This is a genomic window from Pseudomonas sp. PDNC002, assembly GCF_016919445.1.
Lineage (GTDB): Bacteria > Pseudomonadota > Gammaproteobacteria > Pseudomonadales > Pseudomonadaceae > Pseudomonas.
On record NZ_CP070356.1, the window covers coordinates 5,433,171 to 5,446,735 of the forward strand.

The following is a 13,565-nucleotide window of genomic DNA, read 5'->3' on the forward strand; positions in this document are numbered from 1 at the left end:
TGGGTCTCCTCAGGCCTGCATCAATTCACGTACGTCGATGAAACGACCGGTCACCGCGGCGGCGGCGGCCATCGCCGGGCTCACCAGGTGAGTACGACCACCGGCGCCCTGGCGGCCTTCGAAGTTGCGGTTGGAGGTGGAAGCGCAATGCTCGCCACTTTCCAGGCGGTCCGGGTTCATCGCCAGGCACATGGAGCAGCCCGGTTCACGCCATTCGAAGCCGGCTTCGATGAAGATCTTGTCCAGGCCTTCCTGTTCGGCTTGCGCCTTGACCAGGCCCGAGCCCGGCACGACCAGCGCCTGTTTCACAGTGGCAGCGACCTTGCGACCCTTGGCCACGGCGGCGGCGGCGCGCAGGTCTTCGATGCGCGAGTTGGTGCAGGAGCCGATGAACACGCGGTCCAGCTGGATATCGGTGATCGCCTGGTTGGCGTTCAGGCCCATGTACTTGAGTGCACGGACGATGGAGTCGCGCTTGACCGCATCAGCTTCGGCGGCCGGGTCCGGCACGTTCTGGTCCACCGCGAGGACCATCTCCGGGGAAGTACCCCAGCTGACCTGCGGTTTGATGTCCTCGGCACGCAGCTCGACGATGGTGTCGAAGTGCGCATCGGCGTCGGACACCAGGTCGCTCCAGGCTTCCACGGCCTTGGCCCAGTCACCGCCCTGGGGCGAGAACGGACGACCCTTCACGTACTCGATGGTCTTCTCGTCGCACGCCACCATGCCGACGCGGGCACCCGCTTCGATGGACATGTTGCAGATGGTCATGCGGCCTTCCATGGACAGGTCGCGGATGGCGCTGCCGGCGAATTCCAGGGCATGGCCGTTGCCGCCCGCGGTGCCGATCTTGCCGATCACCGCGAGGACGATGTCCTTGGCAGTCACGCCGAAGGGCAATTTGCCTTCCACGCGGACCTGCATGTTCTTCATCTTCTTGGCGACCAGGCACTGGGTGGCGAGCACGTGCTCCACCTCGGAGGTGCCGATGCCGTGGGCCAGCGCACCGAAGGCGCCGTGGGTCGAGGTGTGCGAGTCGCCGCAAACCACGGTCATGCCCGGCAGGGTCGCGCCCTGCTCCGGGCCGACCACGTGGACGATGCCCTGGCGGACGTCGTTCATCTTGAACTCGAGGATGCCGAAGTCATCGCAGTTCTCGTCCAGGGTCTGGACCTGGATGCGCGACACTTCGTCGGCGATGGCCTGGAGGCCACCCTTGCGCTCGGCCTGGGTGGTCGGCACGTTGTGGTCCGGGGTCGCGATGTTCGCATCGATGCGCCACGGCTTGCGGCCGGCCAGGCGCAGGCCTTCGAAGGCCTGCGGGGAAGTCACTTCGTGAAGGATGTGGCGGTCGATGTAGATGAGCGACGAACCATCGTCACGGCGCTTCACCTCGTGCATTTCCCAGAGTTTGTCGTAGAGCGTCTTGCCGGCCATCAGAGAGTCCTCATCAGCGTCTTTCTATGCCCCTAGGGCTTGTGGGGATGATGCTATGGGTTGTCATCGAATAACTCAAATTCATATTTTTTATCCAAAGGATTCCCACGAGGAATACGGTGCGTTATAAAAGTCTGGCGCCGCCTTCAGAGCGCAGGGAGTCGACATGGACCTGACCAGCCTCAACACCTTCCTCGCCATCGCCGAGTCGGGCAGCTTCTCCGAAGCCGGCGAGCGTCTGCACCTGACGCAACCGGCCATCAGCAAGCGCATCGCCGCCCTGGAGAACCAGCTGGGGGTGCGCCTGTTCGACCGCGTCGGCCGCGAAGTGACCCTGACTGAATCCGGCCGTGCCCTGCTGCCGCGCGCCTACCAGATCCTCAACGTGCTGGACGACACCCGCCGCGCCCTGACCAACTTGAACGGCGAGGTGAGCGGCCGACTGGTCCTGGCCACCAGCCACCACATCGGCCTGCATCGTCTGCCGCCGCTGCTGCGCGCCTTCACCAAGGCCCACCCGCAGGTGGCGCTGGATATCCAGTTCTGCGACTCGGAAGTGGCCTACGAGGAGATTCTCCACGGCCGTGCCGAGCTGGCCGTGATCACCCTCGCCCCGGAAACCGCCGAGCCCGTACGCGCCGTGCCGGTGTGGGATGACCCGCTGGACTTCGTCGCCGCCCCCGAGCATCCGCTGTCGGTGCAGGGCCCGGTGTTCCTCGCCGACGTGGCGCGGCACCCGGCGGTGTTCCCCGGTGGCAACACCTTCACCCACCACATCGTGCGGCGCATGTTCGAGGCCGAGGGCCTGACGCCGAACATCGGCATGAGCACCAACTACATGGAAACCATCAAGATGATGGTCTCCATCGGCCTGGCCTGGAGCGTACTGCCTCGCACCATGCTGGATGACAGCGTCGTACGCCTGCCGCTACAGGACATCCAGCTCAGCCGCCAGCTGGGCTACATCCTGCACACCGAGCGCACCCTGTCCAACGCCGCACGGGCCTTCATGCGCCTGCTCGATGCCCAGGCGGCCGAACTTGCGCCTGTCGCGGCCTAACCTCTATTGTTCTGACAGAACTAGAAGAAGGGGCCCGAATGCCCGTCCGCACGTCACATCGCGATAGCCGGCCCTGCTTGGCCGACGCCGACAGACACAGTGGGAGCGACGCATGAGCCGCGATCCGCACTCGCCCCCATCCGCCCCCGACGGCCAGGATCAGTTCGCCAAAGCCTTCCACACCGCTCCCGATGCGATGGTCATCACCGACCGGGACAGCGGAAAATTCCTCGAACTCAATGCCAGTTTCGTCGACCGCTTCGGCTGGAGCCGCGAAGAGGCCCTCGGCCGCACCTCCGTGCAACTCGGACTCTGGCGCAGCCTCGACGAACGCCAGCGGATGCTCGACAAGATCACCACCGAGCGGCAGATCGACGGCTTCGAAGTCACCCTGCTGACCCGCACCGGCGAAATCCGCAGCGCTCGCGTCTACGGCTGCCAGATCGAACTGGACGACCACCCGTGCCTCGTCCTGACGGTCCGCGACATCACCCATGTGCGCGCTCAGGAACAGGCCCTGCGCGACAGCCAGGAGCGCCTCGACCTGGCTCTGGATTCCGCGCAACTGGGCATCTGGGACTGGCACATTCCCAGCGGCCTGCTCTACGGCTCGGCGCGCGCCGCCGTTCTGCACGAATTGCCGGACCGGGATTTCCACGGACCCTTCGGCGAGTTCTTCGCCTGCGTCGACAAAACCGACCGCCAGCGCATGCGCCAGGCCTACGCCAGGCTGGCCCGCGGGCCGGAGAACGACTACCAGTTCACCTACCGCGCCCAGCTCGACTCCGGCGAAGTACGCTACCTGGAGAGCCGCGCCCGGCTTTACCGCAATGCCGAGGGCAAGCCGCTACGCATGGCCGGCACCCTGCTCGACATCACCGAGCGTGTACTGCGCGAGCGCAGCCTGCAGGCCTCGGAAGAGAAATTCGCCAGCCTGTTCCAGGGCAGTCCCGACCCGATCTGCGTCTCAAGGGTGCGCGACGGCGAATTCATCGAGGTCAACCCAAGCTTCTGCAGCACCTTCGGCTGGACCGCCGAGGACATCATCGGCCGCTCCTCGCACCAGGTGACCTTCTGGGCCGATCATCACCAGCGCTCGCGCCTGTTCGAACAACTGATGCGCGACCATTCGCTACAGAACGTGGAGGTGCAGTTCCTCACGCAGGGCGGCCAGACGATCACCTGCATGGTGGCCAGCCGACTGATCTGGGTCGACCGCCAGCTGTGCATCCTGTCCACCTTCCGTGACGTCACTCGGCGCCTGCAGGCCGAGGCGGCGCTGAAGGCCAGCCAGGAGAAATTCGCCAAGGCGTTCCACTCGAGTCCCGATGCGATCACCATCACCGAGCGCGAAACAGGCCGCTACATCGAGGTCAACGAAGGCTTCCACCGCCTCACCGGCTACCGCACCGACGAAGTGCTCGGCCAGACCGCCCTGAGCATCAATATCTGGGCCGATCCGGACGAACGACTGAACATGATCGCCGCGCTGAACCGCGACGGCTTCGTCCATCACCTGGAAATGCGCGGTCGCCACCGCGACGGGACGATCAAGACGGTGGATGTCTCCGTCGAGCCCATCGAATTGGGCGGCGTAAACTGCCTGTTGCTCACCGCGCGCGACACCAGCGAGCTGCGTGAAGCCGAGGCGCGCATCCAGCACCTGGCTTACCACGATGCGCTGACCGACCTGCCCAACCGCGCGCTGCTGATGGACCGTCTCAAGCAGCAGATTTCCCTGCTGCAACGCCACAGCCTGCGCGGCGCGCTGCTGTTCCTCGACCTCGACCACTTCAAGCACATCAACGATTCCCTCGGCCACTCCGTCGGCGATTCGATCCTGCAGATGGTCACCGCGCGCCTGGAGGCCAGCGTGCGCCAGGAAGACACCGTGGCGCGCCTGGGCGGCGACGAGTTCGTGGTGCTGATCACCGGCATCGAAGGCAGTCGCCTGGACACCGCCCAGCAGGTGCGCCAACTGGCGGAAAAACTGCGCGACCTGCTGGCCGAGCCGATGCTGCTGGATGGCCACCGCCTGCAGATCACACCGAGCATCGGCATCGCGCTGATCCCCGACGACGGGGCTACCCCGGACGACCTGCTCAAGCGCGCCGACATCGCCATGTACCGCGCCAAGGATGCAGGGCGCAATACCGTGCAACTGTTCCACGAATCCATGCAGCAAGCCGCCAGTGAGCGCCTGCGCCTGGAGAACGGCCTGCGCATGGCGCTCAGCCGGCGTGAATTCACCCTGCACTATCAACCGCAGGTGGATGCCCGCGGCTCGCTCATCGTCGGCGCCGAAGCGCTGCTGCGCTGGTACCACCCAACGCGCGGCGCGCAGTCACCGGCCAGTTTCATCCGTGTGCTGGAAGACAGCGGGCTGATCGTCGAGGTCGGCCAGTGGGTCATCGAGGAGGCCTGCCACACCGGCGCGCGACTGCTGGCCGAGGGCCGCATCGACGCCGAGAACTTCAGCCTGAGCGTGAACATCAGCCCGCGGCAGTTCCGCCAGAGCGATTTCGTCGAGCGCCTGCTTGCCGTGCTGCACAAGGCCAAGCTGCCACCCAGCCTGCTCAAGCTGGAGATCACCGAAGGCATCGTGATCCAGCAACTGGACGACACTATCGCGCGCATGGAGCGCCTGCGCGAAGCCGGTGTGCGCTTCGCCATGGATGACTTCGGTACCGGCTATTCATCGCTGACCTACCTCAAGCGCCTGCCGGTGGACAGCCTGAAGATCGACCAGAGCTTCGTGCGCGATGCACCCAACGACAGCAACGACGCGGAAATCGTCCGCGCCATCGTCGCCATGGGGCACAGCCTCGGGCTGGAACTGGTGGCCGAAGGCGTGGAAACCCCGGAACAGCTGGCGCTGCTGGCCGAACAGGGCTGCCACCTGTACCAGGGCTACCTGTTCAGCCGGCCGGTACCACTGGACGACTTCATCGCCCTGCTGCCCTGCCGCGACACGCAGCAGGCAACCTGAGGCCCGCTACTGCGCGGGCCGCAGCTCCGACATCACCACCATCACCTGCGCCTCGTCGGCATCACCATCATTGAGGTAGAGGTGGCCGACGCTACTGTCGAAATACGCCGTCTCGCGCGGCCCGATGCTCACTGACTCCCCCGTCTCGAACTGGATGCGCACGCGACCGGCCACCACCATGGCGAACTCCTGACCGGGGTGGCGAACGTAGTCGTCGAACTCGCCGACCTCGCGGGCAAAGATGCGCGCGTACAGCGGCGTCATATTGCGTTGCGGGAAATCACCGGCAATCGGGTAGTACTCGTAACCCCCAGTGTCGTAGCCGGCAGCATCGTCGACGCGAGTCTTCACGAAAGTCTTAAGACCCGCCAGGACGCCGACGGGCGGCAGCGGGCGGAACAACTGGGCGATATCCACCTGCAGAGCACGGGCGGCGGCGGCCAGCTTGTCGTAGCTCACTGCGACCTGCGCCAGCTCCATCTTCGACAACGTGGAAACCGCCACGCCAGACAGGTCGGAGAGCTGTTTCAGGGTCAGCTTCTGCTGCTTGCGAACCGCCCGCAGGCGCGCTCCGACTTCGTCTCGATCCAGCTGCTGGGGCTTGGGTAGTGCTTGGGCGGTTTCGCTCATGGGACTTCTCGTGAGGGGGCCGACGAAAGTTTACCGGGCCTTGCCTTTGTCGCAAAAATTCTCATATCTTAGATTTCTCACATAAGAGAAATTCTCCAGAAGGCCCTTGCAGTGAGCCATTTCGATTTCGTCATCATCGGCGCCGGCATTGCCGGCGCCTCCCTCGCCTACCGCCTGAGCGAGACGCACAAGGTGCTGGTACTGGAACGCGAAGAGCAGCCCGGCTACCACTCCACCGGGCGTTCGGCCGCCATGTTCATGGAGGCCTACGGCACCCCGCAGATCCAGGCACTGACCCGCGCCAGCCGCACCTTCTACGAAAACCCGCCGGCCGGATTCAGCGAGCACCCGATCCTTACTCCGCGCGGTTGCCTGTATGTTGGCGGCCCGGAACACATCGCGTTGCTGAAAGAGGCCGAAGCCACGCCGGGTGTGGAGCGCATCAGCACCGAACAGGCGCTGGAGCTCCTCCCTAGCCTGCGCGCCGACGCCATCATCGGCGCGCTCTACGAACCCGACGCCCGCGACCTCGACGTACATGCCCTGCACCAGGGCTACCTGCGTGCGCTGCGCCAGCGCGGCGGCGAGCTGCGCTGCAACCGCGAGCTACTCTCGGCTCGATACGCCAATGGCCGCTGGACGCTGGAACTCAGCCATGGCGAAGTCATACAGGCCGCGCAACTGGTCAACGCCGCCGGTGCCTGGGCCGATCACCTGGCCAAGCGCTGCGGCATCCGCCCGATCGGCCTGCAACCCTGCCGCCGTACCGCCTTTACCTTCCCCGCGCCCGATGGCGTGGACATCAGCCAGTGGCCGACGGTGATCGGCATCGACGAAAGCTTCTACTTCAAGCCGGACGCCGGCCAACTGCTCGGCTCGCCCGCCAACGCCGACCCGGTGGAAGCCCAGGACGTGCAACCCGAAGAATTGGACATCGCCATCGGCGTGCACCACATCGAAGAGCACACCACCCTGGCGATCCGCCGGCCGAACCACAGCTGGGCCGGTCTGCGCTCATTCGTCAGTGACGGCGACCTGGTCATCGGCGCCGACGCGCAGAACCCGGCGTTCTTCTGGCTGGCCGCCCAGGGTGGATACGGCATCCAGTCCGCCGACGGCGTGTCACGCCTGGCCCAGTCGCTACTGCTCGGCCAGCCGCTCCCCGAATCCCTGCGCCAGGAAGGCGTCGATCCCCAGCGCCTGGACCCGGCGCGCCTGCGTTGAATTCCCCCGGAGACCTACCCATGAGCGATATCCAGCGTTACCCCAGCACCCTGCCCTTCCCCTTCTCCCGTGCGGTGAAGGCCGGCGGCTTCCTGTTCCTCTCCGGACAGATCCCGATGACCGCCGACGGCCAAGTCGTGAAAGGCGACATCCAGACCCAGACCGAGGCGGTGATGACCCGCATCGCCGAGAGCCTGGAAGCCTGTGGCGCCGACTACTCCCAGGTGGTGAAGGCCACTGTATGGCTGTCCGACATGTCCCACTTCGCCGGCTTCAACGAAGTGTACAAGCGCTATTTCGACCAGGGCCTGCCGGTGCGTTCCTGCGTGGCTTCGGCCCTGGCGCTGGGCGTGGACGTCGAGGTAGAAGTCCAGGCCTACATCGGCCAGGCGTGATCCCTTTTGCGGTCTTGCCCTGAGCGGGGCCGCTCTCATAACAACAACTAGAGTCTCGATCATGAAAACCAGTCTCAAGCTCGGCGGCGCGTACATCGGCCTGGTGGTGGGCGTCGGCTTTGCCTCGGGCCAGGAGATCCTCCAGTTCTTCGGCGGCTTCGGCATCATGGGTCTTGCCGGAGGCCTGGTGGCGCTGGCGCTGTTCGCCTTCCTGCTGATGAACCTGTACCAGATCGGCAGCCGCCTGCAGACCCAGTCGCACAAGGAAGCCATGGAGTACATCTGTGGCAAGCCGCTGGGCCGAGTCGTCGACCTGATGCTGACCTTCTTCCTGTTCGGCACCATGGTGGTCATGTTCGCCGGCGCCAACTCGTCCTTCGAGCAGCAACTGGGCATCGGCCACTCCATCGGCGGCATCGTGCTTGGCGTGATGACCATCATCACCGTGTGCCTGGGACTGAAGCGCGTCATCACCCTGATGAGCCTGATCACCCCGGTGCTGATGATCATCGTGGCGATCATCGCCGTCTACGCGCTGACGCATATCCAGAAGCCGCTGGCGGAGCTGGAGCAGATCGCCCTGGCCGTGCCGCACCCGGCGCCCAACTGGCTGCTCGGCGCGCTGCTCTATGTTTCCTATAACGTCGCCGCCACCGCGGCTGCCGTGGTGGTGATGGGCGGCAGCGTGAAGAACCTGCGCACCGCCGCGATGGGCGGGGTGTTCGGTGGTATCGGCGTCGGCGTGCTGATCCTCGCCATGGCCCTGGTGATGCTGGTGCAGATCGACGTGATCGGCGGCAGCGCCATCCCCACCCTGCTGCTGAGCAACAACATCGCTCCCTGGTTCGGCGACGTGATGCTCGCCCTGCTGCTGGTGAAGCTGTACTGCACCACCAGCGGTTTCGCCTACACCCTGGCCGCGCGCTGCGCCGCCTACGGCGCGCCCTTCCGCGTGGCCACCGTCGTCGCGGTGGTGCTCGCCTTCATCGCCAGCCAGGTGGGCTTCGTCAAACTGGTGGGCCTGGTCTACCCGGCCATGGGTTACCTGGGCTTCGTGCTGATGGCGGCCATCGTCATCGCCTGGTGGCGCAACCGCTCCGCGCCGCTGCCGGACCAGCAGAAGGTCTGATCGAGGCATAAACGAAAACGCCCGTCTCTTTCGAGACGGGCGTTTTGCTTTGCCGCTACGACCCGGCTAGCGCCGGGGGGCTGCTCAGCCTTCGATGGCCGGACGCTGGCCGTTGATGGCGATCCGCTTGGGCTTGGCTTCTTCCGGAACGATACGCACCAGCTCGACGCTCAACAGGCCGTTCTTCAGCGATGCACCCTGGACCTCGATGTGATCGGCGAGGCGGAACGACAGCTTGAAGGCGCGCTGGGCGATGCCCTGGTGCAGGTAGGTGACGCTCTCGGAAGCCTTCTCGCGCTTGCCGCCATTGACGGTCAGCACGCCGCGCTCCACTTGCAGCTCCAGGTCTTCCTCCTGCAGGCCGGCGGCGGCGATGACGATGCGGTACTGGTCGTCACCATGCTTCTCGACGTTGTAGGGCGGATAGGAGCTGCCGCTTTCACTGCGCAGGGCGGATTCGAACAGATCGTTGAAACGATCGAAACCGATGGACTGGCGGAACAGCGGGGCGAGGGAAAGGACGTTGCTCATGCGAATCTCCTGAATATTTTCAGCAAGGTATGATCTGGAGCCTGACTTCAGAACTCCGGTGCGGGACCCGTCTTCGGCCTCCCGCAGGGACATAGATTGGGCTGCCCGAATCCATTTCAAGCCCCCGTTCGCCACAGGACGATTTTCCATGGACAAGGTCATGCTGATCACCGGTGCGAGTCGCGGCATCGGCGCCGCCACCGCACTGCTCGCCGCCGAGCGCGGTTTCGCCGTGGCGATCAACTACCGCCGCGAGCGCGAGGCCGCCCAATCGCTTGCCGCACAAATTACAGCGGCCGGCGGCAAGGCACGCGCCTTCGCCGCCGATGTGGCGGACGAGGAAGATGTGCTTCGACTTTTCCGTGAAGTAGACAATGCCTTCGGCCGACTCGACGTGCTGGTGAACAACGCCGGCATCCTCGAGCGCCAGATGCGCCTGGAAGACATGGACGTGGGGCGCCTGCAGCGGGTGTTCGCGGTGAACGTCACCGGCACCTTCCTCTGCTGCCGCGCGGCGATCAAACGCATGGCGCGCAAGCACGGTGGCAACGGTGGGAGCATCGTCAACGTCTCGTCCATGGCCTCGCGCCTGGGTTCGCCCAACGAGTACATCGACTACGCAGCAGCCAAGGGCGCCGTGGATAGCCTGACCATCGGCCTGGCCAAGGAAGTGGCGAGCGAAGGTATCCGCGTCAACGCCGTGCGCCCCGGTCTGATCAACACCGAGATCCACGCCAGCGGCGGCGAGCCAGGCCGCGTGGAACGCCTGCAATCGGCGATTCCGATGGGCCGGGGCGGCGAGGCGGAGGAAGTGGCGCGGGCGATCCTGTTCCTCGCCTCGGACGAGTCCAGTTATTCCACCGGCAGTTTCGTCGACGTCAGCGGCGGCCGCTAGCCGCATTTTTGTAGGAGCGGATCTTATCCGCGATCCGGCCGCCAGGCCGGCTGATGATCCGTCCCGGCTGCGCCGGGATTTCGCGGAGAAGCTCCGCTCCTACAAAGATCAGCAGTCTCGACTCAAGCAGCTTCGTTGATCTCGACCTGCAGCATCCGATCCAGCACTTCGCAGTCATGCTCACGGCGCACCTGGGCGAACAGCTCCACGGCCTCGGGATAACTGCGGGTGAGCATACCCAGCCACTGTTTCAGGCGGCCCGGCGCATAACGCGGCGCCAGCTTGCGCCGGGCCTGGCGCCAGAAGTCATCGAGCAGCACGCGCACTTCCGACCAGGGCATCGGCACCACTTCGCGACCGTCGCGCCAAGCGGCGATCTGCCGGGCGAGATCGGGGCGTGAAACCAGCCCGCGACCGAGCATGATGTCCGCCACGCCGCTGATGGAACGGCAGCGATGGTAATCCTCCAGAGTCCAGACTTCGCCATTGGCGAATACCGGCACCTTCACTGCCTCGGCGACTTTCGCCACCCACTCCCAATGTGCCGGCGGCTTATAGCCGTCCGCCTTGGTCCGCGCGTGCACCACCACGTGGGCAGAGCCGGCGTCGGCCAGGGCGCGGGCGCAATCGATGGCACCATCCGGGCTGTCGTAGCCCAGGCGCATCTTCGAGGTCACCGGGATGTGCGCAGGAACGGCGCGGCGCACAGCTTCAATGATGCTGAACATCAGCTCGGGCTCTTTCAGCAGCACGGCGCCGCCACGGGACCGGTTCACCGTCTTGGCCGGGCAACCGAAGTTGAGGTCGATCACCGGCGCGCCCAGCTCGCAGGCCTGCACGGCGTTCTCGGCCAGCAGTTGCGGATCGGAGCCCAGCAGTTGGACGCGCATCGGCACGCCGGCGCGGGTGCGACTGCCATGGGCCAGTTCCGGGGCGAGCGCCAGGAAAGACGATGGCGGCAGCAGCCGGTCATTGATGCGGATGAATTCGGTGACGCACCAGTCGATGCCGCCGACGCGGGTCAGCACATCGCGGAGGATGTCATCTACCAGCCCCTCCATCGGGGCCAGGGCGATCTGCACGACGAGTGAGCCTCGGGCAATTGCGGGGCCGCGGATTGTAGGGAATGCGCCGCGCCGGGAAAAGCGCGGCGCGACGGATCACGCGCCGGCGGCCACGGTGCCCGGGGGCAGCAGCGCACGACCATAGCCTTCGATGAACTCCACCGGCATGCGCTTGGGCTTGCCCGTGGAAAGCTCGATGCAGACGAAAGTGGTCTGTGCGCGCAGCAGCGTCAGGGCGTCGGCGGGGCGCACCAACTGGAAGTGACGGGTCATTTTCAGGCGCTGATCGGACTCGACGATCCAGGTCGCCAGCTGCAACTGGTCGCCCTCGTAGGCGGCGGCGAGGTAGTCCACTTCGTGACGAACCACGGCCATGGCGCGGTCCAGCCGGCGGTACTCGGCCAGGTCCAGCCCGAGTTTCTGCGAATGCCGCCAGGCGCAACGCTCCAGCCAGCTGACGTAGACCGCGTTATTGGCGTGGCCGAGGCCATCGATGTCGTCGGGCTTGACCTCGATGTCGATGACGAACGGGTCGGGCAACTGCCAACTCATGAAGCATGCTCCAGGCTTGCGGCCAGCGTGCGTGCTTCGCTGGCCAGTTGAGTGATCTGATCCCAGGCGCGGGCGCGTACCAGGCTGGGCGGTGCGATCCAGGTGCCGCCAACGCAGGCGACATTGGGCAAGCGCAGGACGTTGAGCAGGTTTTCCTGGGTAATGCCGCCGGTTGGGCAGAAGCGGATGCCGGCGAACGGCGCCTTCAGGCTCTTGAGCATCTTGATCGCGGCGTTGCCGTCGGCAGGGAAGAGCTTCAGCGAGCGGTAGCCATACTCCAGCGCGACCAGCACTTCGGAAGGCGTCATCACGCCCGGCAGGAAGGGCATCTTCGCATCTTCCGCGGCAGCCACCAGGCGCGGTGTGCAACCGGGACTGACGGCGAACTGCGCGCCGGCATCGCGGGCTTCCTGGAATTGCTCGGTGTGAATCAAGGTGCCGGCGCCGAGGATCATCTCCGGCAGCTCGCGACGGATCGCCGCGACGGCATCCAGGGCCTGGGGCGTGCGCAGCGTGACTTCCAGCACCCTCACGCCGCCATCGTAGAGCGCGCGGGCAAGGTCGCCCGCCAGCGCCACATCATCGATCACCAGCACAGGCATGACCGGGCGCGCCTGCTGCAACACCCAATCCATCGACAGACTCATGCGTTCCCCCAAACGGCCACCCGCGTGCGCAAGACCTCGCGCCCAGGCCGGGGCGGCCGGAAATGCTCAAAAGTCTACGCCAGGCCGCCAGGCCTGACGACCCGCAACGGGCCATCATGGAACGATAACGGCGGCTTTTAGCCGCCGTTATCAGGTTGGTGAATGGCTCAGGAGGCCAGCGCCAGGGGGAACGGCCCCTCGACCTCTTCCAGCAGTTGCAGGATTGCGTCGGTAACCGCTGCGTCCGCCAGCACGCGATGATGTCCGCCCGCAGGCAGGCGCAGAAGGCGACTACGCGGCCAGGCCTCGTGAATGGCGGCGGACTCGCTCACCCGCACGTACCTGTCGTCCTCGGCGTGGACCACCAGGCCGGGAAAGTCCAGTTGGTAGTGCGCGACGTCCAACTGCTTGGCCGCTATGCCCGCACGCCTTTCGATCATGCGGATGAACCGCGAGCGCGCCACCGGCGGCAACCCGACCATCCTGGAGAAGCCTCGCAGGACGCCGAGCACGTTGCTCGGGGCGCCGACAGTCACCAACGTCTCGGTGCGCAAGCCCATCTGTGTGGCCAACAGCGCACTGGCCCCGCCCATGGAATGGCCAATCACTGCGCGCAGCGGCGGCAGCTCGCCAGCGGCCTCCAGCAGCGCGCGAGCGAACAGCACGATGTCTGCCTCCTGGCCGGGCGACCGACCGTGCCCGGGTCCGTCGAGGGCAATCACGCCGTAACCGGCGCCCACCAGTTTCTCGATCAAGGTGGCGAACTGAGTCGGCCGCCCTTCCCAGCCGTGCATCAGCAGCACCGCCGGACCTTCCCCCCAGCGCAGCGCGGAAAGGCCGAAACGCAAGGTGACACGCTCGGAACTGGCCAGCAACGGCAGTTCCCAATCGCGCGGCGCGTACTCATTCGGCGTCACGAACAGCTGACGCATGCGCTCCGCCGCCCACTTCGGCGCAACGCGCCCCAGGGTGGCATTGATTCCACGAATCCAGCTCAGACTGCCCATTTTCC

13 protein-coding genes are annotated in these 13,565 nt (G+C 65.7%); 6 read left to right on the forward strand and 7 right to left on the reverse strand.

The window, feature by feature from the left end; all coding sequences use genetic code 11:
- Positions 1-9: 9 nt before the first annotated feature.
- Positions 10-1,437: a 3-isopropylmalate dehydratase large subunit gene (gene leuC / locus JVX91_RS24470; RefSeq protein ID WP_205336667.1), complete on the reverse strand. Its 1,428-nt coding sequence runs from the start codon at positions 1,435-1,437 to the stop codon at positions 10-12.
- 166 nt (positions 1,438-1,603) lie between these two features.
- Between leuC and JVX91_RS24475 the strand changes: the two genes are divergently transcribed.
- Together JVX91_RS24475 and JVX91_RS24480 are read left to right on the forward strand one after the other, a co-directional pair.
- A complete protein-coding gene (locus JVX91_RS24475; protein WP_205336668.1) occupies positions 1,604-2,497 on the forward strand; it encodes a LysR family transcriptional regulator in 894 nt (297 codons plus the stop codon).
- A 112-nt stretch (positions 2,498-2,609) separates the two neighbouring features.
- Positions 2,610-5,486 carry a GGDEF domain-containing phosphodiesterase gene (locus JVX91_RS24480; RefSeq protein ID WP_205336669.1) on the forward strand — a complete coding sequence of 959 codons (2,877 nt, stop codon included), beginning with the start codon at positions 2,610-2,612 and terminating at the stop codon, positions 5,484-5,486.
- Positions 5,487-5,492: 6 nt separating this feature from the next.
- Here the strand turns inward: JVX91_RS24480 and JVX91_RS24485 are convergent, their stop codons facing one another.
- Complete coding sequence (locus tag JVX91_RS24485) at positions 5,493-6,116, reverse strand: XRE family transcriptional regulator (RefSeq protein ID WP_205336670.1); 624 nt, start codon at positions 6,114-6,116, stop codon at positions 5,493-5,495.
- Between the two features lie 111 nt (positions 6,117-6,227).
- Between JVX91_RS24485 and JVX91_RS24490 the strand changes: the two genes are divergently transcribed.
- The 3 genes from JVX91_RS24490 (at position 6,228) to JVX91_RS24500 (ending at position 8,864) form a co-directional block, all read left to right on the forward strand.
- A complete protein-coding gene (locus tag JVX91_RS24490) occupies positions 6,228-7,340 on the forward strand; it encodes an FAD-binding oxidoreductase (protein ID WP_205336671.1) in 1,113 nt (370 codons plus the stop codon).
- 20 nt (positions 7,341-7,360) lie between these two features.
- Positions 7,361-7,735 carry a RidA family protein gene (locus JVX91_RS24495; RefSeq protein ID WP_205336672.1) on the forward strand — a complete coding sequence of 125 codons (375 nt, stop codon included), beginning with the start codon at positions 7,361-7,363 and terminating at the stop codon, positions 7,733-7,735.
- Between the two features lie 61 nt (positions 7,736-7,796).
- Positions 7,797-8,864, forward strand: a complete 1,068-nt coding sequence (locus tag JVX91_RS24500) for a hypothetical protein (RefSeq protein WP_205336673.1) — start codon at positions 7,797-7,799, stop codon at positions 8,862-8,864.
- An 84-nt stretch (positions 8,865-8,948) separates the two neighbouring features.
- Here the strand turns inward: JVX91_RS24500 and JVX91_RS24505 are convergent, their stop codons facing one another.
- Entirely contained in the window at positions 8,949-9,395 is a 447-nt protein-coding gene (locus JVX91_RS24505) for an Hsp20 family protein (RefSeq protein ID WP_152224675.1), read from the reverse strand.
- A 148-nt stretch (positions 9,396-9,543) separates the two neighbouring features.
- Here JVX91_RS24505 and JVX91_RS24510 point away from each other — a divergent pair, with 148 nt between their 5' ends.
- Entirely contained in the window at positions 9,544-10,290 is a 747-nt protein-coding gene (locus tag JVX91_RS24510; protein WP_205336674.1) for an SDR family oxidoreductase, read from the forward strand.
- A gap of 122 nt (positions 10,291-10,412) precedes the next feature.
- Here the strand turns inward: JVX91_RS24510 and JVX91_RS24515 are convergent, their stop codons facing one another.
- The 4 genes from JVX91_RS24515 to JVX91_RS24530 form a co-directional block, all read right to left on the reverse strand.
- Positions 10,413-11,372, reverse strand: coding sequence for a tRNA-dihydrouridine synthase (locus JVX91_RS24515; RefSeq protein WP_205336675.1), 960 nt, complete (start codon positions 11,370-11,372; stop codon positions 10,413-10,415).
- Positions 11,373-11,450: 78 nt separating this feature from the next.
- Positions 11,451-11,906 carry a thioesterase family protein gene (locus JVX91_RS24520; protein WP_205336676.1) on the reverse strand — a complete coding sequence of 152 codons (456 nt, stop codon included), beginning with the start codon at positions 11,904-11,906 and terminating at the stop codon, positions 11,451-11,453.
- The gene (locus tag JVX91_RS24525) at positions 11,903-12,553 is read right to left on the reverse strand and encodes a bifunctional 4-hydroxy-2-oxoglutarate aldolase/2-dehydro-3-deoxy-phosphogluconate aldolase (protein WP_205336677.1); all 651 of its coding nucleotides are present in this window, start codon (positions 12,551-12,553) and stop codon (positions 11,903-11,905) included. The genes JVX91_RS24520 and JVX91_RS24525 overlap by 4 nt, the downstream gene beginning before the upstream one ends.
- 167 nt (positions 12,554-12,720) lie before the next feature.
- Positions 12,721-13,560 (reverse strand): alpha/beta fold hydrolase, encoded by an 840-nt coding sequence (locus JVX91_RS24530; RefSeq protein WP_205336678.1) that lies wholly within the window; start codon positions 13,558-13,560, stop codon positions 12,721-12,723.
- Between the last annotated feature and the right edge of the window lie 5 nt (positions 13,561-13,565).

Bases quoted from the DNA above. Each gene is read 5' to 3' on its own strand.
- JVX91_RS24475 (WP_205336668.1), top strand. From the start codon at position 1,604: ATGGACCTGACCAGCCTCAACACCTTCCTCGCCATCGCCGAGTCGGGC.
- JVX91_RS24530 (WP_205336678.1), bottom strand. From the start codon at position 13,560: ATGGGCAGTCTGAGCTGGATTCGTGGAATCAATGCCACCCTGGGGCGC.
- JVX91_RS24505 (WP_152224675.1), bottom strand. From the start codon at position 9,395: ATGAGCAACGTCCTTTCCCTCGCCCCGCTGTTCCGCCAGTCCATCGGT.
- JVX91_RS24485 (WP_205336670.1), bottom strand. From the start codon at position 6,116: ATGAGCGAAACCGCCCAAGCACTACCCAAGCCCCAGCAGCTGGATCGA.
- JVX91_RS24480 (WP_205336669.1), top strand. From the start codon at position 2,610: ATGAGCCGCGATCCGCACTCGCCCCCATCCGCCCCCGACGGCCAGGAT.
- JVX91_RS24500 (WP_205336673.1), top strand. From the start codon at position 7,797: ATGAAAACCAGTCTCAAGCTCGGCGGCGCGTACATCGGCCTGGTGGTG.
- JVX91_RS24525 (WP_205336677.1), bottom strand. From the start codon at position 12,553: ATGAGTCTGTCGATGGATTGGGTGTTGCAGCAGGCGCGCCCGGTCATG.
- JVX91_RS24520 (WP_205336676.1), bottom strand. From the start codon at position 11,906: ATGAGTTGGCAGTTGCCCGACCCGTTCGTCATCGACATCGAGGTCAAG.
- JVX91_RS24510 (WP_205336674.1), top strand. From the start codon at position 9,544: ATGGACAAGGTCATGCTGATCACCGGTGCGAGTCGCGGCATCGGCGCC.
- JVX91_RS24495 (WP_205336672.1), top strand. From the start codon at position 7,361: ATGAGCGATATCCAGCGTTACCCCAGCACCCTGCCCTTCCCCTTCTCC.
- leuC (WP_205336667.1), bottom strand. From the start codon at position 1,437: ATGGCCGGCAAGACGCTCTACGACAAACTCTGGGAAATGCACGAGGTG.